This window comes from Streptomyces sp. NBC_01334 (assembly GCF_035983595.1).
Lineage (GTDB): Bacteria > Actinomycetota > Actinomycetes > Streptomycetales > Streptomycetaceae > Streptomyces > Streptomyces coriariae.
In genome coordinates this window covers 913,869-933,966 of the sequence record NZ_CP130718.1, presented here as the reverse complement: position 1 = coordinate 933,966, position 20,098 = coordinate 913,869, and the positions used below count along the sequence as shown (strand labels likewise).

The window sequence follows — 20,098 nt, the reverse complement described above, 5'->3', positions numbered from 1 at the left end:
CCAAAGCGCGGGCGACCGTGGCTCCTTGGGGCCGGCGCGGGTTCGACAAGGCACCGGCATCCGCGTCACGCGTGCGCCAACCGGTCTCCATCGGCCCCTCAGCTTTCCTCGTTCTCCCGAGGGCGCTCTCCAGTGCTGCCCTCACTCTGTCGTCCGAGACCATACCTCACGATCTGGAGCATGAAAATCTATCTCGGCGAAAGTAGACATTGGTCGATGGCGTGGTTACGGTTTCTCTCGTGGCCCAGAGAGACCGCAGGGCCCGGCAGGCACGAACTGCCGGGCGGCAGTACGGCAGTTGCGGTGTGCAGGACGGTGCGGCGGTGGAGTTCCGAAGCCAGGGTGGTTGCAGGACGGCGACGGGGCTGACGGCCGGATCGGGTGGCCCGCGGACCAGGGGCCGCCGAGAGCGGTACGCAGGACCGGCAGATGGTGTGGCAGTTCCTTCGGGCCCTGGCGCCGTACGGCGCCAGGGCCCTCCACGCGTTCCACGGCAGGTGCACGTGACATCAGACGACGCCTACGACCGTCTCGACGACGACGACCACCCGGCCTCATCACCCCGACGCGCTCCGGGGGCGGACACCGCCGTGCCGCCTCCGGGCAGCCGGCCGGCGCCCCGCGGCGACGCGCCAAGCCGCACTCGTCCGCCGTTCCCGGCACAAGAGCGCATGATCGTTGAAGACAGGGTGTCATCGAACCGTGAAGGAGCCGCTGTGACCGCACGAGGGCCGGACGCCGGGCAGGCCGCGCGCCTTCCCGGGGGCGCGAGTCGCCGGGGCAGCGCGATGACCCTGGCGGGGACACTGGCGGCGGCGGAGGCCGCGGCGCCCGTGGAGTCGCTCGACGTGGTCGCGCGCATGCTCAAGGATCACCTCGGGGCCGCGGCGGTGTCGTTCCTGATCACCGACTTCACCGGCGGATCGGTCGTACGGCTGGGGACGGCGGGCAGCGTCGACACCGATGAACCCGCCCGGCGCATCCCGCTGCGGGGCACGCTGTACGACGATGTGATCCGCACCCAGCGGCCGAGCGTGGAGGACAAGGGTGAGGGCGCGCTGGTGCGGATCGTCGCCCCGGTGACCAACCGCGGGGACGCCATCGGGCTCCTCGAACTGTTCCTGCCCGCGGCGCCGGACGCGGAGGTGATGCGGGAGATCGGCGAGACCGCGCACGCCCTGGCGTACATCGTCATCGCGAACCGGTCCTACACCGACGTGTACCAGTGGGGCCGCCGTACCGTCCCGCTGAGCCTGGCCGCGGAGATCCAGCACCGGTTGCTCCCGGCCTCGCTGGCGTGCGAGGCCGCGCAGTTCGCGGTGGCCGGGGCGCTGGAACCGGCCGACCACGTCGGGGGCGACACCTTCGACTACGTGATCGACCGGGACACCGTCCAGCTCTCCGTCACCGACGCCATGGGGCACGATGTCGACGCCGCGCTGCTGGCCACCCTCCTGGTGGGCGCCCTGCGCCGCGCCCGGCGGGCCGGTGGCGACCTCGCCGAACAGGCCCGCCAGGCAGATCAGGCCATGCGCGAGCACGGCCGCCAGGGCTACGTCACCGGCCAGCTCCTGCGCATCAGCCTGATCGACGGCAAGACCGAGTTCATCAACGCCGGGCACCCCTGGCCCCTGCGGATGCGGAACGGACAGGTGAGCGAGATCACCCCGAAGATCGACATGCCGTTCGGTTTCCACGCCCCGCACACCTACCGGGTCCAGTCGCTGGACCTGCGGTCGGGCGACCGGCTGGTGATGCTGACCGACGGCATGCTGGAGCGCAACGCGGGCAGCCTCGATCTGTCCGACCTGATCGTGCGCACCCGCGACCTGCATCCCCGCGAGGCCGCCCGCACCCTCATCGCGGCGATCGTCGACGCCAACCACGGCCGCCTGCAGGACGACGCGACCGTCATGTGCCTGGACTGGCGAGGCACCGGCCACTCCCGGCGCGACGCCGACACCGGCGCCGACCTCACCGACGCCTCACGACCGTCGAGGACGGAAGGGGCCACTCCCGGGCGATGACTCCGGGCGTACGGGGTGGGCTCGGCGAGGCCCTCCGCCCTGGCCGTCGGCGGCGTCGGTACGGGCTGCTGCGCATTCGGCCCCGCGCTCACGGGAGGGGGCCCGTCGATACGTACGGCGGTCCGGAGCGGCCCCTTCCGCACCAGGTCACGGCGGATGACAGACTGACGTCATGGACGAGCGCGAATTCGGTAGGTCTGGTCAGCACGCATCCGTCGTCGGTCTCGGCACCTGGCAACTGGGCGCCGACTGGGGGGACGTCGACGACAAGGAGGCGCTGACCGTTCTGGAGGCGGCGGCCGAGTCGGGGGTGACCTTCTTCGACACCGCCGACGTCTACGGCGACGGACGCAGCGAGCAGACCATCGCCACGTTCCTGAGCGGCCGGCCCGACCTGCACGTGCTGGTCGCCACGAAGATGGGCCGCCGCGTCGACCAGATCCGCGAGAACTACGTCCTGGACAACTTCCGCGCCTGGAACGACCGCTCCCGCCGCAACCTCGGCGTGGACCGTATCGACCTGGTGCAGCTGCACTGCCCGCCCACCCCCGTCTACTCCAGCGACGAGGTGTTCGACGCCCTCGACACCCTCGTCGAGGAGGAGCGCATCGCGCACTACGGCGTCAGTGTGGAGACCTGTGCCGAGGCCCTCACCGCGATCGCCCGGCCGGGAGTGGCGAGCGTGCAGATCATCCTCAACCCGTTCCGTCTGAAGCCCCTGTACGAGGTGCTCCCGGCGGCCCGTGAGGCCGGGGTCGGCGTCATCGCCCGCGTCCCGCTCGCCTCCGGCCTGCTCTCCGGCAAGTACACCAAGGACACCGTCTTCCCGGAGAACGACCACCGCGCCTACAACCGGCACGGCGAGTCCTTCGACCAGGGCGAGACGTTCTCCGGCGTCGACTACGCCACCGGCGTCGAGGCCGCCGTCGAGTTCGCCGCCCTCGCGCCCGAGGGATACACGCCGGCCCAGCTGGCGTTGCGCTGGATCATCCAGCAGCCCGGCGTGACCACCGTCATCCCGGGAGCCCGCTCGCCCGAGCAGGCCCGCGCCAACGCGGCCGCCGCCAAGCTCCCGGAGCTGACCGGGGAGACCCTCGCGGCGGTCCGCGACCTCTACGAGCGGCGCGTCAAGGAGCAGGTCGAGGGACGCTGGTAGCCGGAAGCGCGGCGACGGAACGAGAGAACCGCCGTTCACGGGGTACTCGCCGGGAGAGAGGGGACCGACCACTCGAACGGGAGGACTGCACAGGTGACGGACACGGCGGCGAAGGCCGAGCAGCGCAGGGGGCGGGACGAGAGCGAGGAGGAGAGAGCCGACCGTATGTGGGGGGAGCTGATCCAGGAGATCAGGGTCGCCCAGACGGGCGTGCAGATCCTCTTCGGCTTCCTGCTGACCGTCGTGTTCACGCCGCGCTACGCGGACCTGCAACACGTCGACCAGGTCATCTACATCGTGACCGTGGTCCTGGGCGCCTGCGCGACGGGCGCCCTCATAGGTCCCGTCTCCCTGCATCGCCTGGTCTCCGGGCGGCGGGTGAAACCGCAGGCGGTGCGGTGGGCGTCCCGGCTGACCTTCGTCGGCCTGCTCCTGCTGCTCGCCACCATGACCGCCTCGCTGCTGCTGATCCTGCGCGTGGCCACCCACGACGAGTTCGTGCCCTATCTCGTCGCGGGTGTGTTCACGTGGTACGCGCTGTGCTGGTTCGTGCTGCCGCTGTGGACCCGCCGCCGCTACACGACGGACTGAGCCGCACCACCGGCTTCGGGCGCGGTGCGGGCACCGCGCAGCGCGGTGATACAGCTGCCGATCGCCTGCTGAAGCTCCTCCAACTGCTGGACCATGTCGTCCTCGTAGAACTCCTGCGCGTCGACGTCGTCGAAGGTCAGCTCCTCGAACACCTTCGTCGCCCGCTGGAGGCTGCTGTAGAACTTCGTGCGCCGCTCCTGGACGCGCAGCTCGGGGTCGGCCTCGACGGTCTCCACGACCAGGCTCTTCATCGTGTCGTAGGCATCGCTCGCCCACTCACCCGCGTCCTCGTCGTCGTTCAGCTCGTCGAGCAGCGAGAGGTGCCGTTCGGCTTCCTGGCGCAGCTCGACGGGCGCGTCGAGGGTCTGTCCGGCGGGCGTCTTGATCTGGCCGGACTCGGCGATCTGACGCACGTACCCGATGCGGTCGGCCGAGCGGCTCTCGGTGGCCACGGCCTTCTTGAGGTCGTCGGTGCGTACGACGTCCCGGGCCAGCTCGATCTGGAGATCGGGGTCCTCCTTGAGGCGGTCCAGGAGGGCGGCGCGGGCCGCGCGGGCGGTCGACGGGTCGGCGAGGATCGCGGCGCGCAGCGCGGTGGGGTTCTCCGCGACCTCCAGCGCCTTCGTGGGGCGGATGCCCTCGGCCTCGGCTGCCTCCGCGATGGCGGTACCGCGCTCCGAGCCGGCGCTGGACCGGGAGACGTAGTAGGTCAGCCACACCTCGGCGTCCGGCAGCTCGACCTCCTGGCCCGGCGCCAGCTCCTCGAAGTGCGGGACTAGACCGTCGTCCGCCGCCCGGTCCCAGGCCTTGTAGTACCGCATGACACGCTCGGGCGAGCAGCCGGCCAGTTCGGCGAACTCCTTCGCCGACACCTTCGGCGTCTCGTCCGCGCTCTGCCCGCCCGGCCGGACGCTGCGCGCCACCATCAGGCCGAAGGCCCACCCGCCGGTCCGCGCGTAGACGCCGAACTCACGGGCGTCCCGCGCCACGAGGTCGGACAGGGGCGCGGGGGACGTCTCGGGGGGCGTCTCGGGCAGGTCGATCGCCAGGGTCACGGATGACTCTCCTCTGCGGGCTGCTGGACGTAGGATCGGCACTGCGAAAGTGCAGACCGGCAGCCTATATGCACCTCTTGACGATGCTTTGCCGGACCCGCGTGCGGGCCGGGCGGCCCGTCAGCCGAAGGCCTTCCGCAGCGCGGGCAGCAGGGTCTCCTCCGACCAGTCCAGGTACGCGGGCTGGCTGTCCCCGCCGATCTGCACCAGGGCGATCTCCGTGAACCCGGCCTCGGCGTACGGGCGTACGGCCTCGACGAAGTCGTCCGGGTCGTCGCCGCAGGGGATCGAGGCGGCGACGTCGTCGGGCGTCACGAACTGGGTCGCCGCGTCGAAGGAGTCCGGGTGCGGCAGTTCGGAGTTCACCTTCCAGCCGCTGCCGAACCAGCGGAACTGGTCGTGCGCCCGCTGCACGGCCGCGTCCCGGTCAGGGCCGTGGCAGACCGGAAGCTGGCCCACCCGCGGCTTGCCCGCGCCGCCGTGGCGGTCGAACGAGGACAGCAGGTCCGCCTTGGGCTCGGTGGCGATCACGAGGTCGGCCAGCCGCCCCGCGAGGGCGCACGAACGCTCGCCGGAGACGGCGATGCCGATCGGCGGCGGCTCGTCGGGCAGGTCCCACAGCCGGGCCGAGTCCACGTCGTAGTGGGTGCCGTGCCGGGTCACATGCCCACCCTCGAACAGCGCGCGGATGATCTCCACGGCCTCCTCGAGCATCTCGTGCCGCACGTCCACGGAGGGCCAGCCGCCGCCCACCACGTGTTCGTTGAGGTTCTCCCCGGAGCCCAGGCCCAGCCGGAAGCGCCCCTCGGACAGCAGCTGCATCGTGGCGGCCTTCTGCGCCACCACCGCCGGGTGGTAGCGGAAGGTCGGACACGTCACGTACGTCATCAGCGGAATGCGTGAGGTGGCCTGGGCGGCGGCGCCGAGCACGCTCCACGCGTACGGCGCGTGGCCCTGCGAGCGCAGCCACGGAAAGTAGTGGTCCGAGGTCACCGAGAAGTCGAAGCCCGCCTCCTCGGCACGCACCACGTGGTCGACGAGGTCACGGGGGCCGGCCTGTTCGGTCATCATCGTGTATCCGATTTGCACCATGGGGCCCGAGTCCCCGGTCGCCGGGGGAGGAAACAGGCGCCCGTGACCGGAAACAGACCGTCGATCATCGTCGTCGTCCGGGAGAGGATGCGGGTATGAGCGCCCGCCCGCTTCCTTCGAGTCCCCCGTCCGCCCAGGGCGTCGACGCCACCGGCGTTCTCGCCTTCCTCGACGCCGTCGAGTCGACCGGGGCCATCGAGCCGCACAGCCTGATGATCCTGCGCCACGGCCGCCTCGTCGCCGCCGGCTGGTGGGAGCCGTACACCCCCGACCGGCTGCATCTGCTGTACTCGCTCAGCAAGAGCTTCACGTCCACGGCCGTCGGGTTCGCCGTCGCCGAGGGGCGGATCGGACTCGACGACCCCGTGCTCTCGTACTTCCCGGAGCTCGACACGGAGATCACCGACCCGCGCAGCCGCGCGATGCTGGTGCGGCACGTGGCGGCGATGGCGAGCGGGCACGAGGAGGAGACGTTCGAACGGGCGCACGCGCTCGACCCCGACGACCTCGTCCGGGGCTTCCTGCTGCTGCCGCCGGACCACGACCCGGGAACCGTGTTCGCGTACAACCAGCCCGCCACCTACGCGCTCGCCGCCATCGTGCAGCGCGTCACAGGAGAGTCGCTCACCGCGTATCTGCGACCGCGGCTGCTGGATCCGCTCGGTATCGGCGAGGTCGCCTGGCTGACCGACCGCTCCGGCCGTGAGATCGGCTTCAGCGGGCTGCACGGCACCACGGACGCGATCGCCCGGCTCGGACAGCTGTACCTGGACGGGGGCGTGTGGGACGGCGAGCGGCTGCTGTCCGAGGAGTGGGTGGCCGAGGCGACCGGCGAGCACTCGGCGACGGCGCCCGGCGCGACGGCCGACGCGGACCGGACGGACTGGGAGCGCGGCTACGGCTTCCAGTTCTGGCGCTCACGACACGGCTACCGCGGCGACGGGGCCTACGGACAGTTCTGTGTGGTCCTGCCCGAGCACGACGCCGTGATCGCCACGACGGCGGCGACCGACGACATGCAGGCCGTGCTGACCCTGGTCTGGCAGCATCTGCTGCCCGCGTTCCGGCCGGAACCGCTGACCGGCCGGGAGGACGCCGACGCGGCCCTCGCGCGGCGCCTGGCGCAGCTCGCGCTGCCCCCGGTCCCCGGCGCGCCCGCGCCGCCCGAGCGGGGCGCGCAGTGGTCGGGCGCCGAGTTCACCCCAAGCGGCGGAGTCTGCGCCGACCAGCCGAAATTGATCGGAGCCGTCGTCACCGGGGGCACCGAGGGCTGGACGCTGAGTCTCGTCGAGGAGCCCGGTGACCGGCGGCTGGAACTGCCCCTGGGGCCCGGCGGCCGGCAGCCGGGCGGGGAGTCGCCGCCCACCGCGGTGAGCGGTGGCTGGACCGACGGCGACACCCTCGCGGTGCACGTCGTGTTCCTCGAGACCCCGCACCGCCTGCGGGTGACCTGCTCCCTCACCGACCGCACGTTCACGGCCCGCTGGGACACGAGACCGCTGCACGGCGCCCCGCTGCGCAGGCTGGGCGCACCGCGCCGGTCGTCGCCCCGGTCAGGCGGCTGAACCCGGCCGGAAGGTCCGCAGGAACGTGTCCAGCGCCTCGCGGTTGGCGCTCTTGCCCCAGTCCGCCGCGGGAGTCGTCCAGCGCAGCGAGAAACTCCGCTGGCCGCCGAGGAGGAAACCGCGGCCGAACGTGCGCACCTGGGCGCCGTCGACGTCCACGAGCCACTCCATGTCGGCGGCCTTGTACCCCTGGTACGTCGTCGCCTCGATGTCGCCGAGCCGACGGAAACCGTCGTCCTTCTTGAGATTGGGCTCGACGTCCTCGCGCCAGACGGCCACCGGGTCCGGTCCGGCGCTCTCGCTGTAGGTCACCGCGAGGGTGCGTGGATCACCGGTCGCCCCGAAGGTGACGCGGTACGCCTCATCGGTGCCGCGCGTGGTCTCCAGCGGCTTCCAGCCCTTGGGGAGCGCGACCGAGAAACCGTCGGGCGCGCGGTACACGCGGTAGCCCTCGGGGAGGGCGTCGGCGGTGGCGGGCGCCGACGGGGAGGACTCCGTGGACTCGCCGGGCGACGGGGTGCCCGACGCGGTCGGCGTCGGCGTCGGCGTCGCGGAGTCTCTTTCGCCGGCGTCCTCGCCGGGTGTTGCGGCGGACGCGGACGGCCGGGCCTGCGGGCTGCCTCCCGCGGTGTCGTCGGTGTCGGGCAGCTGGTGGGTCACGGCGAGGGCGGCGACCGCCACGGTGACGACGGCCAGCGCCGTCCCGGCCGCCATGGCCCGGCCGCTCCACCGCGGACCGACGTACCGGGCGGCGGCGCAGGCCCGCTTCAGCCGGGGGGCCTGCATGACGGCATGCGGGTCCTCCTCCAGTACCCGGGTGAGGGACTGGCGTACGACCGTCCTGGTCAGCCGCTCCCGGGAGTCCTTGCGCAGCAGCCCCTGCACGGTGGGGGTGAGCGAACCGGCCCGCAACGGAGTGCGCAGCGGCAGCCGGTCCACCCCCTTCAGCGTGCTCTCGGGCCGGTCGCGGTCCCGGTACGGCGGCCGCCCCTCGACCATCGTGTACAGGATCGCGCCCAGCGCCCACAGGTCGGCCGCCGGGCCGATCCGGTCGTCCCGGGCCTGCTCGGGGGAGGCGAACGCCGGGGCCGCCACCCGGGGGGCGAGGGTCGCGCCCGCCAGTCCGAACCCGGTGAGCACGAGGGGGCCCCGGGCCCGCACGAAGATCTGACCGGGGCTCAGCTCGCCGTGGGTGATGCCCTCGCCGTGCGCGACCTCGAGCACGTCCAGCAGCTGCAGCCCGATCGCGGCCGCCTTGGCCGGGCTGAACGCCCCCTTTTGCTCGATGAGTTGACCCAGCGGCAGCCCGTCGATCCACTCGGTGACGGTCCACAGGGAACCCGCCTCCTCCACGGCGTCGACGACCGTGGCGATCCGGCCGGGACACAGCCGCGCCATCGTCTCCGACATGCGCAGGACCCGGTCGGCTGCCTGGCGGGCCTTCTCCTCGCCCTGGCCGGCCGGCAGCCCGATCCCGGTGACCAGGCAGGGCCGGGCCGTCCCGGTGTCCTCGACGTACTCGCCGTACCAGCCGACGCGGTTCGTCTCCCGGTGGACGACGTCGAGCAGCCGGTACCTCCCGGCGACCCACTCGTGCGTGGAGACGTGCGTCTTGACCATGGCCATCCCTCGCTGAACCGCCGGCACTCACCTTTCCCAGTGGTACGACCGGCGCGAGGGGGTCCGTTCAATTCGACCGCAACTCCGGTGTGATTCCTGTCTTTTATTCAAAAAGGGCGCCGCTTTTGGTCGAGTGCGTGTACGAGAAAAGGGAATTGCCGGGGGTCGTCCTGCGTCCGTCCTGCGGTGTAACCAGCGGTAAACAGGCCGGGCGGGACTCGTCGAGGTTCCCGGGAACGACCTTCTCGACCGCGGTGCATTCCTGCTCGGCGGCCCTCCCGGCGATTTCCTAAACCAGGCGGAGTCGCCTCGGTGCAGCGGCCGGGTGGGGACCGGCAGAAGCGCGCTCCGTGAGCTCGGCCGGGCCGGGTCAGAGGTCCCGGTGCACCGCGAAGCCGATCAGGGAACGCAGGTCGCCCACGGCGCCGGCCGCCAGCGGGGCGTCCGTCAGCGCCGACTCGGCGGCGTCGACCTGCCGGCCCGCCTCGGCCAGCGCCGCGGCACGACCACCCGCCGCCTCGGCCAGCACTGCCGCCTCACCCGGGTCGCCGCCCCGCTCCAGAAGCGCGGCCAGCCGACGCGCGGCGGGAGCGGGTGAGTCCAGCGCGGCCAGCACCGGGAACGTCTTCTTCCGCTCGCGCAGATCGCCGTGGACCGGCTTGCCGGTGACCGACGGGTCGCCCCAGATGCCCAGCACGTCGTCGACCACCTGGAACGCGACCCCGAGATGCCGCCCCGCCCGGTCCAGCGCGGCCACGGCGGCCGGGGACGCGCCGGCGAGCACGGCCCCCAGTGCGGCCGCACAGCCGAGCAGCGCACCGGTCTTGCCCTCGGCCATCGCCCGGTAGGCGTCCGGCCGCACCCGCTCAGGACCCGACCAGGGCCGCGCGGCGAACAGCAGGTCGTCGGCCTGCCCGCGGACGAGGTCCCCGAGGGCGCCGGACAGCAGGCGTACGGCGTCGGCGCCGACCGGGGGCGGCTGGAGCGCGAGGGTCTCCACCGCCAGGGCGAACAGGGCGTCGCCCGCCAGGACCGCCGGTCCCGTGCCGTACGCCTTCCACACCGTGGCGCGCCCACGCCGGGTCTGATCGCCGTCCATGATGTCGTCGTGGAGCAGGGAGAAGGCGTGCACCAGCTCCACCGCCACCGCCGCGGGCACACCGGCCCGGGCGGGCCCGCCGGCCGCCTCGGCGCCGAGCACCGCGAGGGCCTGCCGTACACCCTTGCCTCCGGAGCCGGCCGCGGGCACCCCGCCGACCCCGCACCAGCCGAAGGAGTAGCCGGCCATCTCACCCACCCACGGGTGCGACCGCCCGACGGCCTCCGTGAGCGCGGGTCGCACCAACGCCCGGCAGCGGGCGAGGATCTGCGGAGCGCGGGACCGGGTCGCGGTGGCTTCCCGCAGGGTCGTGCCGAGCGCGGTCACCGGCCGACCACCGCGTGCTCGTCGGAAACCCTGAGTGCGGGTGCGGGTGCGGGTGCGGGTGCGGGTGCGGGAGTCGGTGTCGGCTCCGGCTCCGGTGTCGGTGTCGGCTCCGGTGTCTGTGTCTGTGCCGCTGTCGCCGGGGCCGACGTCTCGACCCCCAGCTCGGTCTGTGCCCGGGCGACCATCTCCCGTGCGTGTCGCAGCCCGATGCGCTCCAGCTCCCGTGCCAGTTCGGCCAGTTCCACCGCCGTCTCCCCGCGGTCGCGGCCCAGCCGGGCCAGCGCCTTCGTCAGGCCGAGCCGGGAGAGTGCCTCGCCGCGCGGCTCGCCCATGGCGCGGAACTCGTCGAGCGCCTGCATGTACAGCCGCCGCGCCTCGGGGTAACGCCCCGCCCGGTACAGGACGTTGCCGCGCATCTTGTGGTTGTAGGCCAGCGCGCCGGTCAGGTTCATCGCGCGGCAGGACTCCTCGGCCTCCGTCAGCAGGTCGAGCGCGCGTTCGGTGTCCCCGTCCCGCGCGGAGACGATGTCGGCCAGCCCGCGCAGCGCCCAGGCGTGACCGCGGCGGTCCTCGGCGCCCTCGGCGATCCGGGCCGCCTCCTCGAAGAGGGCGTACGCCGTGTCGTGGTCGCCGGAGTTGCGGTGCATCTGCGCGATGCCCTCCAGGGCCCACACCGTGTGCCGCGCCTCGCCGCGCCTGCGCGCCTCGGCCAGCAACTGCTCGTGCAGCCGGCCCACGGCGTCGTAGTCGCCCTGGATCCGACCGGTCTCCGCCAGCCCGGCCAGCGAGTAGCCGCGGACCACGATGTCGCCGCCCTGCTCTCCCAGGTCGGCCGCGAGCCCCAGCAGCCGCCGGGCCAGCGGGAACGCGCCCCGCTGCCGGGCCAGGGTGCCGCCGCTCCACAGGGCCCACGCCATCGCGGCGATGTCACCGGCGTCCCGGGCCGCCCGGTAACTCGCCTTCCAGGCCCGGTCGGCCTCCCGCACCTGTCCCAGACGCCGGTGCGCCTCGGCGACCGCGAGCCCCGAGCGGGCCGCCTCGCCGTGTTCCCCGGCCTGTTCCGCCGCCCGCAACCGCTCGGTGCCGACGGCCAGTACGTCGTCCAGCGAGGAGTTCACGGACAGGGTGGTGAGAGCGCCCTGGTACTCCGGGGCGAATGCCTTGCCGTACATCGGTTCCCTTCGGCAGACCACCGGGTGTTCACATATGCACTCTGTGTATACACGGTGGGTATAGTGCGGTGTGCTGCCGGTCAAGACGCGGGCTCGGTGAGGGGGGTTGCCTGTGAGGCGTAGATCACCCCCCGGCGCCGGTGGGGTGTCAGGCGCCGAAGAGCTGGGTCCAGTACGTGCCCGAGGGGCCGCCGCCCGCGAAGCCGACACCGATGTGGGTGAAGGCGGGTTTGAGGATGTTGGCCCGGTGACCAGGGCTGTTCATCCAGCCGTCCATCACCTCGGCGGGGGAGCGCTGGCCGCAGGCGATGTTCTCGCCGATGGTCCGCCGGGTCGAGCCCGCGGCGGCGGCCCGGTCCCAGGGTTGGCTCCCCTCGGGCGAGGTGTGCGAGTAGAAGGCGCGCGCCACCATGTCCGCGCTGTGCGCCTGCGCCGCCGCCGTGAGCAGGGGATCGACGGCCAGGGCGCGGAGCCCGGCCCTCGCCCGCTCACGGTTGGTGAGGTCGACGACCTCGGCCGCGGTCCGGACCAGGCCGTCCGGGGTGAGCGGGCTCGCCCACAGGGCGGTCCAGTAGGTGTCGCCGGTGCGTGCGTCGGTGGCCCGTGCCAGCGCGGCGTGCGGGAACGCCGGGTCGTGCAGGGTCTGCCGGGCCCGGTCGGTACGCAGGCAGTACGCGACGAACTCGGCGGTGGTGCGGGGCCCGGAGACCAGGTGCTCACCGACGGTGAGATACCGGTATCCGGCGGCCGTGACCCGCTGGTGCACCGAGACGCCGTCCGCACCCTCGGTACCGAGCCGCCCGGTGGCGGCCAGGGCGGCCGCGTGCGCGCGGGCCGCGGAGGCGAGGCGGGCGTCGAGGGACACGGGGGGCGAACCGGCCGTGGCGCGCGAGGAGTTGACGAGGGTGAGGAAGCCGTCGGGATCGGAGACTGACACCGGGGAGCTGCGCGGGGTGGACGAGCCGTGCGGTGCGAAGGCGGGGCCCGGACTCGCGGGGCGTGGGCCGGTCGCCGGCTGTGGGCTCGAAGGGCGCGGTGCGGTCGTCGGCTGTCGGCTCGCGGGGGCGGTGCCGCTCTGTCCGGCGTACCCGCGTGGGGGTCCGGAAGCGGGCCGTCCCCTCGTGGGCGGGCTGTCCTCCGCCACGACCTCCACCCCGAAGTCCCGGGCCAGGCCCGCCAGTCCGTCCGCGTACCCCTGGCCGAGCGCCCGCAGCTTCCAGCCGCCGCCACGCCGGTAGAACTCCGCGAGCAACAGCACCGTCTCGCCCTGTGTGGGCGGCGGCGTGAACCGGGCCAGTACGCGGCCCGGCGCGTCGGTGACATGCAGCGTGGGCAGCGGCAGCCGGGCCAGGGGTGTGCCCGGCTCGGCCGCGCCGACGACCAGCGTGACGCGGGTGGCGCCGGGCCGCAGCCTGCCGGGTTCCAGCGTCAGGGTGTCGCCCCGGAGCAGGGCCCCCGGCGCCTTCGGCTGGTTGTAGAACACGAAGTCGGCGTCACCCCGGACCTGGCCGCTGTCGTCCGTGACGAGGGCGCAGACGTCGAAGGGGCCGGGCACCCGGGCGGCCAGGGCGCCGCCCGGGAGGGGCAGGTTGCCCCCGGGAACCAACACGTTCATCCTGCCGCCCCGATGTCGTCGTACCGGCCCCGCCGCGGGCCTGTCCGGACAACGGGCGGCAGGCCCCCGGGGTTCCTCGCCCGCATCCGCCCGCCCGCCGGTCGTGGCCGGGCCGAGACCGCCGGGATCAGCCCGACGCGCCGATCTCCGGTTCGAGCAGCCGCTCGCGGTAGGCGATCGCCACGGCCTCCGTACGGCTCGCCGCGCTCAGCTTGGCGAGGATGTTGGAGACATGGACGCTCGCCGTCTTGCCGCTGATGAACAGCTCCTCGCCGATCTGCCGGTTGCTCCGGCCGAGCGCGAGCAGCCGCAGGACATCCCGCTCCCGGGCCGTCAGGGCGACCGGACCGCCCCGGGCGGCGGGACCGGCGTCCGTGAGGCGTCCACGCCGGAGCAGGTCGTCCGCCCGCTCCAACAGGGGTGTGGCACCCAGCCGTACGGCCGTCTCCCGGGCGGCGCGGGCCTCGGTCGCCGCCTCCTCTCGCCGGCCGGCGGCCAGCAGGGCCTGCGCGTACCGCAGTCGGCAGCGGGCGAGCTCGTAGGCGTCGCCGTAGCCGAACGCCGCCACCGTCCTCTCCCAGGCCGCCGGGTCGGGCCCGGTGGTGGCCCATGCCCACTCGGCCTCCGCGCGGGCCAGCCAGGCGCGCCCCTCCGGACCCTGCGGCACGCCGGCCGCGCCCCGCAGGGCCACCGACCGCGCCGGTTCCAGGAGTTCCGTCGCGATCGCCGACCAGCGGTCGGCCGCCGCCTCGTCCCCGCCGCGCCGTGCCCCGGCCGCCGCATCGGCGACCGCCGCGAGGGCGAGCGCGGTGAGCCGGACGGTGACGTCGGGGAGCACGTCCGCCTCGTCCGTGAGAGCTTCGACCGAGGACCGCAGCCGGGCCACCGCCGCCTCGGCGTCACCGCTCAGTACCGCCGCGTCGGTCAGCACGATGCCCGCGACGAGCGCCGCCATCCAGTCGAAGCGCCCCTCGATCAGGGTCCGGGCCCGGTCGGCGACGCCCTTGTCGCCGCGTGCCAGGCCCACGTACAGGGCGGGACCCACCGCGAATCCACCCGACGCCGGCAGCACCGCCAGGTCGGTCGTCGCCGTCCGCAGACACTCGTCCCAGCGGCCCAGCGTGTAGAGCACCAGCAGCTGGAGGTACCGCATCTCCAGCGGATACGGCGAGGACAGCAGCCCCGCCCGGCGGGCACGGTCCAGGCCCTCGGCCAGCCAGGGCAGGCACTCCGCCAGCTCCCCGGCCTCGAACGCGCCGATGGCCAGGGTGAACAGGGCCCGCATCTCCACCGGCGCGTTGCCGCCGCGCCGGGCCAGTTCACGCGCCTCCGTGAGCCGAGCGCGGCCCTCGGCGGAGCGGCGGCCGTCGCCCTCGAGGTTGGCCAGCGAGACCAATAGGTCGGCACGGGCGTCCGTCAGATCGAGTTGCTCGGCGGCGCCCAGCGCCTGGCGCGCGACCCGCAGGGCGGTCTCGGAGTCACCTACCTGACGGGCCGCCAGGACATGCGTGGCGGCGGCCCACACCCAGGTCGGCGTCGGCGGTTCGGCGGGGATCATCGCCAACGCCTCGCTGCTGTAGGCGAACGCGGCCGTCAGACTGTCGACGTTCATGAGCGTGCCGGCCAGCGTGTACCGCACCCGTGCGGCGAGTTCGGAGTCGGTGTCCTGGCCGACGCCCGCGAGCGCGGCCCGGGTCAGGGAGACCGCGCGGTGTGCCTCACCGGCGTGCGCGGCCGCCGCCGAGGCGCGCAGCATCAGCGTGACGCGGTCGGCCCCCTCGTCCGACGGAAGGGCCGTCGCGGGCACCGACTCCCAGAGGTCGAGCAGGGCCTCCAGATGGCGCAGTTCCTCGGCGGGCGCGCCGACCCGCCGGGCATGGTCGGCTGCCTCCAGCGAGGCGGCGAGGGCCTCGCCCAGGTCATGGCTCTCGCGATAGTGGTGGGCGCGCTCCGCCGCGGTCTCGGCCCGGTGGCCCCGGCCGGCCAGCAGGGCGGCGAACGCGCCGTGCAGCCGCGACCGTTCACCCGGCAGCAGGTCGGCGTACACCGCCTCGCGGGCGAGGGCGTGCCGGAAGGCGTACGCGCCGTCGTCGCCCGAGACCAGGAGCTGGTGGCCGATGGCCTCCCGCAATGCCGACTCCAGCTCGTCCTCGGGCAGTCCGACCGCTTCCCGCAGCAGGTCGTGCTCCACCCGCCGGCCGGCTACGGCGGCGGTCCGCAGCACCTGCTGGGCGGTGTCGGGGAGTTGCTCGACGCGGATGAGGAGGAGGTCGGCCAGCCCGCTGGGCATTCCGCCGGCCTCCGTGTCCGTGGCCGCGAGCAACTCCTCCGCGTAGAAGGCGTTGCCCTCCGCGCGCTCCACGATCCTGCGCACCGTGGCGTCCGGCAGTGGCCGGCCCTCCAGGGCGCGCAGCAGCCGGGTCACCTCGGCGTCCGCCAGCGGCCGCAGCTCCAGCCGGTCCACGGCCGGCAGCCGCACCAGCTCCGCCAGCAGCGGGCGCAGCGGGTGCCGGCGGTGCAGGTCGTCCGCCCGGTAGGAGGCCAGGACCGTCAGCCGGTGGCCGGAGCCGTTGCCGGTGGACCGCTGGAGGAAGCCCCGGCTGAGCAGGAAGCGCAGCAGGTCCCGGGAGGACTGGTCGGCCCAGTGCAGATCCTCCAGGACGAGGAGCAGCGGGGTGACGTCCGACAGGTCGGCGAGCAGCGCCGCCATCCCCTCGAACAGCCTCAGCCGCCCTTCTCCGCTGCCGGACCGCGGGGCGGGACCCGCTTCGTCGGCGTCCGTGCCCGCGCCGAGCAGCCGGTCGACCAGGGGGTGCGCGGCGAGGACGGCGGCGAACCGCTCGTCGGCGGCGAGCAGGCCGAGGATCTCGGTGAACGGCAGATACGGCAGCCCCACGTCACCGAGGTCGACACAGTGCCCGGTGAGCACGGTCGTGCCGGAGCGGGCCGCCCGCGCGGCGACCTCGTCCAGGACCCGGGTCTTGCCCACGCCGGCGTCCCCGGCGATCAGCACCGCGCGCGACTCACCGCCCCGGGCGCGTTCGAGCACGCCGGAGAGCCGGGCGAGCTCCTCTTCCCGGCCGATGAACGGAGTGGCGAACACGGTCTGCGACACGACCCCATCCTGGCACGCGCCACCGACAACGCGGCCCGCGACCAGGAACGGAGCCCCACCGGGACGATCCCAGGAGCCCTGGCGGGACGCTCTCGACGGCCTCCCCGACGGCCGGTTCCCGGCGGCGCGCTCTCAACGGTGCAGCGACCGCGCCCAGTCCTCCGGCACCCGCCCGGCCGGGCCCGGCACGGGCTGGTCCGCGGGGTGACCGGCCGGAGGGGCGAGCTCGGGCCCGGACTCGTACAGCTCGTCGGTGGAGTAGTCCCAGAACCACTCCTCGCCCGGCTCGAAACTGCGGACCAGGGGATGCCCGGTCGCCTTGTAGTGCGCGGTGGCGTGCTGCGCGGGGGAGGAGTCGCAGCAGCCGACATGGCCGCAGCTCGCGCAGCGCCGCAGGTGGAACCACCAGCCGCCCGCCGCGTCGCAGTCCACGCAGCCGGCGCTGCTGGGCGGGACGCTCGGGTCGATCGCGTCTACGTCGGTCATACGGGCTCCTCGGCGGTCTCGGGGTCCGGTGCGCTCTCGGGGTCGGGGGCGGTCAGCGGCAGCAGCACCTGGAAGCGGGTGTCGCCCGGCACGGACTCCACATGGAGGTTGCCGTGGTGCTTGTTGACGACGATCCGCCAGGAGATGTCCAGGCCGAGCCCGGTGCCCTCGCCCACCGGCTTGGTGGTGAAGAAGGGGTCGAAGATGCGGCCCCGGACGTCCGGCGGGATGCCGGGACCCGTGTCGCGGAACTCCACCAGCAGCCGGTCGCCCTCGCGTGCCGTCCGCACGGTCAACGTGCCTTCGCCGCCCGCGCTGTTGACGGCGAAGACGGCGTTGTCGACGAGGTTCGTCCACACCTGGTTGAGCTCCGCCGGGTAGGCCGGGATCGCCGGGAGCGCACGGTCGTAGTCCTTGACGACCTCGATGCGCTGCCCGATCTTGCCCGACAGCATCAGCAGGGTGCTGTCGAGGAGTTCGTGCACGTCGACGACCCGGTACGGGGCGCGGTCGAGCTGCGAGTACTGCTTGGCGGCGTCGACGAGGTGCGAGATGCGGTTGGTGGAGTCGTCGATCTCGTCCATCAACAGCTCGGTCTCGACCGTGTAGTTGAGCCACCCCATCGCGCCCGGCAGGGTGTCCTCGTCTACGGCGGCCGCGACCTGCTCCAGCCAGTCCACGTCCAGCCCGGCCTGTACGAAGGTCGGCGCGATCCGCCAGCCCTCCTGGATGCCGTGGTCGTCGAGCCAGTCGGTGAGGTCGTCCTCCCGGTCGGAAGCCTCCAGCGGGCTCAGCACCGGTGCCTTGGCGACCAGTTCGGCCGTCCGCTCCTGGATCTCGATCAGCCGGGTCAGCGCCTCCGCGTCGTAGGCTCCGGAGGCGATGACGGCCAGCTTGTGCCGCATCTTCGCCACCCGCTCCCGCAGCGTCGCGGTGGCGCGCACGGCCGCCGCGGCCGGGTTGTTGAGCTCATGGGTGAGGCCCGCCGACAACGAGCCCAGAGCCAGCAGCCGTTCCCGCTGTCCGATGGCACGCTGGGTGTTCTTCGAGCCGAAGAACAGCCCCTCCAGCAGGTGCGCCGCCATCGGGAACCACTCCTGCATGATGGCCGAGAACGACTCGGCGGGCAGCACGAAGAACCGCGTCGGCTCGGTCACCCGCATCGAGTTGTTGTAGACCTGCGGCACCTGGTCCCCCAGGTAGGCCTGCATGGCCCCGGCATACACCCCGCGCTGGGAGGTGCGGCTCACCTCGATGTCATCGCCGCCGACCCGGCGGTACAGCACGACCGAGCCCTCGACCATGACGTAGAAGCAGGTCGCCGGATCACCCTCGGTGTACACCGGACCGGGCTCGAACCTCTCCACCCGGCCCTCGCTGCACAGCCGTCCGAGCTGTTCGGGGGAGAGCTTCTCGAACAGGAACAGCGAGCTGATCTCGGTCGGGCTGCACGGCATCAACTGCCCGCTCATGACTGCTCCAGGTACCGGTGGACGAGCATCACGGCCATGGCTCCCTCTCCTACGGCGGACGCGACGCGCTTCGCGGACTCGGCGCGCGCGTCGCCCGCCACGAACACGCCGGGAATACTGGTCTCCAGGTGGTACGGCGGCCGGTCCAGCGCCCAGTCCGCCGGCGGCCGCCCGTCCGGCGTGAGGTCGGGCCCGGCGAGGATGAACCCGCGCTCGTCGCGCAGCACCGTGCCGTCCAGCCAGCCGGTCAGCGGGGCCGCGCCGATGAACACGAACATCCACTGCGCGTCGACGAGTTCGGTCTCGCCGGTCGTCACGTCCCGCAGCGTCAGCTGCTCCAGGTGGCCGTCCCCGTGCGCGGCCTCGACGACCGTGCCGGGGCGCACGGAGATGTTGGGCGACTCGTCGATCTGCTGGATCAGGTAGTACGACATCGACGCCGCCAGGGACTCCCCGCGCACCAGCAGCGTGACGGACTTGGCGCCTCTGGCCAGGTACATGGCCGCCTGGCCGGCCGAGTTGGCGCCGCCCACGATGTAGACGTCCTGCCCCTGGCAGGAGGCCGCCTCGGTGAGCGCCGACCCGTAGAACACCCCGCAGCCGGTCAGGTCGTCGCAGCCCGGTGCCGCCAGCTGCCGGTACGACACGCCCGTCGCGAGGATCACGCTGTGCGCGGCCACCGCCGAGCCGTCCGAGAACCGCACGACGCGTGCGGAGCCGTTGACCTCGAGCCCGGTCACCTCGCGCGCGGTGAGGATCTCGGCGCCGAACTTGGTGGCCTGCCGCCGCGCCCGGTCGGTGAGCTGGGCTCCGGACACGCCGTCCGGGAAGCCCAGGTAGTTCTCGATACGGGAGCTCTGCCCGGCCTGTCCACCGGTCGCGGACCGCTCCACCAGCACCGTGCGCAGGCCCTCGGAGGCCCCGTACACCGCTGCGCCGAGCCCGGCCGGGCCGCCGCCGATCACCACCAGGTCGTAGAAGTCGGCCGTCGGCGTGGTCGCCAGCCCCACGTGGGAGGCCAGTTCGGGCGCGTCCGGCTCGACCAGGGGCGTGCCGTCCGCGGTGACCACCAGCGGCAGCCGCTGCCCGTCGACCCCGGCCGCGGCCAGCAGCCGCTGCCCCTCCGGCTCGTCGGCGGAGTACCAGCGGTACGGCACCTGGTTGCGGGCCAGGAACTCGCGTACCTGCGACGACCGCGCCGACCAGCGGTGCCCGACCACCTTCGTGGCGGGCACGGGCCGGTAGTCGCTGGACCGCCAGGCGTCCAGCAGATCGTCCAGGACGGGGTAGAGCTTCTCCTCCGGCGGGTCCCACGGCTTGAGCAGATAGTGGTCGAGGTCGACGACGTTGATCGCGTCGATCGCCGCGCTCGTGTCGGCGTACGCGGTCAGCAGCACGCGACGGGCGCCCGGATACACGTCCAGGGCCTGCTCGAGGAACTCGATGCCGTTCATCTGGGGCATCCGGTAGTCGGCGAGGATGACGGCCACCAGGTCGCCGCGGAGTTTGAGCTCGCGCAGCGCCTCCAGCGCGGACTCCCCGGACTCGGCGCGCACGATCCGGTACGTGCCGCCGTAACGGCGCCGCAGGTCACGGGCGACGGCACGGGAGACCCCCGGGTCGTCGTCCACGGTCAGGATGACGGTCCGCGCCGAATCGGCGGCCTGTGCCATACGTCTCCCACCCCGAGAGGGTCGTCACTCACG

General features: G+C 73.3%; 14 protein-coding genes. 4 read left to right on the top strand and 10 right to left on the bottom strand.

Annotation, left to right across the window (positions count from 1 at the left end; translation table 11 throughout):
- The first annotated feature begins 788 nt into the window (after positions 1–788).
- From OG736_RS04205 to OG736_RS04195, 3 genes are all read left to right on the top strand, one after another.
- Positions 789–2,027, top strand: coding sequence for a PP2C family protein-serine/threonine phosphatase (locus OG736_RS04205; RefSeq protein ID WP_327187512.1), 1,239 nt, complete (start codon positions 789–791; stop codon positions 2,025–2,027).
- A gap of 172 nt (positions 2,028–2,199) precedes the next feature.
- Positions 2,200–3,183 carry an aldo/keto reductase gene (locus OG736_RS04200; protein WP_327181210.1) on the top strand — a complete coding sequence of 328 codons (984 nt, stop codon included), beginning with the start codon at positions 2,200–2,202 and terminating at the stop codon, positions 3,181–3,183.
- A 165-nt stretch (positions 3,184–3,348) separates the two neighbouring features.
- The gene (locus OG736_RS04195; protein ID WP_253268163.1) at positions 3,349–3,774 is read left to right on the top strand and encodes a DUF6328 family protein; all 426 of its coding nucleotides are present in this window, start codon (positions 3,349–3,351) and stop codon (positions 3,772–3,774) included.
- Here the strand turns inward: OG736_RS04195 and OG736_RS04190 are convergent.
- Complete coding sequence (locus OG736_RS04190; protein WP_327181209.1) at positions 3,759–4,829, bottom strand: hypothetical protein; 1,071 nt, start codon at positions 4,827–4,829, stop codon at positions 3,759–3,761. The genes OG736_RS04195 and OG736_RS04190 overlap by 16 nt on opposite strands.
- A gap of 120 nt (positions 4,830–4,949) precedes the next feature.
- The gene (locus OG736_RS04185) at positions 4,950–5,921 is read right to left on the bottom strand and encodes an LLM class F420-dependent oxidoreductase (RefSeq protein ID WP_327181208.1); all 972 of its coding nucleotides are present in this window, start codon (positions 5,919–5,921) and stop codon (positions 4,950–4,952) included.
- Positions 5,922–6,016: 95 nt separating this feature from the next.
- Here OG736_RS04185 and OG736_RS04180 point away from each other — a divergent pair, with 95 nt between their 5' ends.
- Positions 6,017–7,486 (top strand): serine hydrolase domain-containing protein, encoded by a 1,470-nt coding sequence (locus OG736_RS04180; protein ID WP_327181207.1) that lies wholly within the window; start codon positions 6,017–6,019, stop codon positions 7,484–7,486.
- Here the strand turns inward: OG736_RS04180 and OG736_RS04175 are convergent.
- The 8 genes from OG736_RS04175 to OG736_RS04140 form a co-directional block, all read right to left on the bottom strand.
- On the bottom strand, positions 7,475–9,112 hold the full coding sequence (locus tag OG736_RS04175; RefSeq protein WP_327181206.1) for a serine/threonine protein kinase: 1,638 nt from the start codon (positions 9,110–9,112) through the stop codon (positions 7,475–7,477). The genes OG736_RS04180 and OG736_RS04175 overlap by 12 nt on opposite strands.
- A gap of 364 nt (positions 9,113–9,476) precedes the next feature.
- The gene (locus OG736_RS04170; protein ID WP_327181205.1) at positions 9,477–10,532 is read right to left on the bottom strand and encodes a polyprenyl synthetase family protein; all 1,056 of its coding nucleotides are present in this window, start codon (positions 10,530–10,532) and stop codon (positions 9,477–9,479) included.
- Entirely contained in the window at positions 10,529–11,704 is a 1,176-nt protein-coding gene (locus OG736_RS04165) for a tetratricopeptide repeat protein (protein ID WP_327181204.1), read from the bottom strand. The genes OG736_RS04170 and OG736_RS04165 overlap by 4 nt, the downstream gene beginning before the upstream one ends.
- A gap of 148 nt (positions 11,705–11,852) precedes the next feature.
- Positions 11,853–13,319, bottom strand: a complete 1,467-nt coding sequence (locus OG736_RS04160) for a CAP domain-containing protein (RefSeq protein WP_327181203.1) — start codon at positions 13,317–13,319, stop codon at positions 11,853–11,855.
- 127 nt (positions 13,320–13,446) lie between these two features.
- A complete protein-coding gene (locus OG736_RS04155) occupies positions 13,447–16,434 on the bottom strand; it encodes a helix-turn-helix transcriptional regulator (RefSeq protein ID WP_327181202.1) in 2,988 nt (995 codons plus the stop codon).
- A 132-nt stretch (positions 16,435–16,566) separates the two neighbouring features.
- Positions 16,567–16,920, bottom strand: coding sequence for a UBP-type zinc finger domain-containing protein (locus OG736_RS04150; protein WP_327181201.1), 354 nt, complete (start codon positions 16,918–16,920; stop codon positions 16,567–16,569).
- Positions 16,917–18,392, bottom strand: a complete 1,476-nt coding sequence (locus OG736_RS04145) for an ATP-binding protein (protein WP_327181200.1) — start codon at positions 18,390–18,392, stop codon at positions 16,917–16,919. The genes OG736_RS04150 and OG736_RS04145 overlap by 4 nt, the downstream gene beginning before the upstream one ends.
- Positions 18,389–20,065, bottom strand: a complete 1,677-nt coding sequence (locus tag OG736_RS04140) for an NAD(P)/FAD-dependent oxidoreductase (RefSeq protein WP_327181199.1) — start codon at positions 20,063–20,065, stop codon at positions 18,389–18,391. Before OG736_RS04140 ends, OG736_RS04145 begins: the two co-directional genes overlap by 4 nt.
- Positions 20,066–20,098: the final 33 nt, after the last annotated feature.